This window comes from Streptomyces zinciresistens K42 (assembly GCF_000225525.1).
GTDB lineage: Bacteria > Actinomycetota > Actinomycetes > Streptomycetales > Streptomycetaceae > Streptomyces > Streptomyces zinciresistens.
Genome location: NZ_AGBF01000458.1, coordinates 1 through 984, shown reverse-complemented (window position 1 = coordinate 984; position 984 = coordinate 1). Strand labels below are relative to the sequence as shown.

The window sequence follows — 984 nt, the reverse complement described above, 5'->3', positions numbered from 1 at the left end:
GCGCGGTCACCGCGTGGCCCCGGAGCGGGGGCCCGGTGTGACGGCCGTCCCGCGGACCGCCGCCCGCCGGGGTCAGGGGCGGGTGCGGGCCGCCCCGCGCCGCGAGCGGGCAGCGGGCGGCCACCGGCAGGGAGAGAGTGCGGCGTACGCGGCGACGGACCACCGCGGACTGGATCACGGTGAAGACGGCCACCAGCCGCCAGGGCACCGTGACCGCGGCCGGGGCCCGGTGACCGAGCGAGGCGGGCACACTCCCGGCGAGCGCGAGCAGTGCGGCCCGCGCGCACGGCAGCGCACGATCGGGCCGCGGGTCCGGGCCGCTCCCCGCCGTCGTGCGCTCACCTGCCACGGTCACCCCTCTTCCGCCCTCGGCCGCCGCGCGTCAGTCCGACGGGCCGCGCAGGGCGTCTGCGAGCAGCTGGGGCGTGCGGGTGGAGACGTAGATGTACGGCGTCGGGTCGTCGGGGTCGACGACCTCGACGCGGACGGCCGTCGTGATGTAGCTGCGCATCGCCAGGTGGGCGCGCATGTCGGCCTTGTACGTCCGCCAGGCGCGCGCCTCCTCGCCCTCCAGGACCTCGGGCTCGCCGAGCGCGGTCAGCGGGATGCGGGCGTCACCGATGACGAGCAGGTCGGAGGTGACGCGGATGCGCAGGTTGCCCTGCGAACTGACGGCCGATCCGGCCACGCCGAGGCCGACCGCCATCGCGATGAGGGCGGCGATCCCGCCGTAGGGCAGGAAGACCAGGGCCATGGACAGGCCGAAGAGGGCGGCGATGCCCCACCAGACCTTGGGAGCGCTCAGGCGCTCCTCGTAGGAGAGTGCGTTGCGCGTGGTCACTGCTGTCACCTTGTCGTATACGGAGGAGGCTGAGGGGGCTGTTCAACGGGGGCGCGAGGCGGATCGGGTGGCCGTCGGTCGTGGGCGGTGGCCCGGGGCTCCTCGGAGGAGGGCCCTCGCCGGACCTGGTTCCGGTGTCCCCC

Annotated in this window: 1 protein-coding gene and 1 pseudogene; both read right to left on the bottom strand. The window is 75.7% G+C overall.

The window, feature by feature from the left end:
- Positions 1-349, bottom strand: a pseudogene (locus SZN_RS37195) (hypothetical protein); the annotation flags it as partial.
- A gap of 33 nt (positions 350-382) precedes the next feature.
- Positions 383-841, bottom strand: a complete 459-nt coding sequence (locus SZN_RS37190; protein WP_007506557.1) for a DUF3093 domain-containing protein — start codon at positions 839-841, stop codon at positions 383-385.
- Positions 842-984 lie beyond the last annotated feature (143 nt).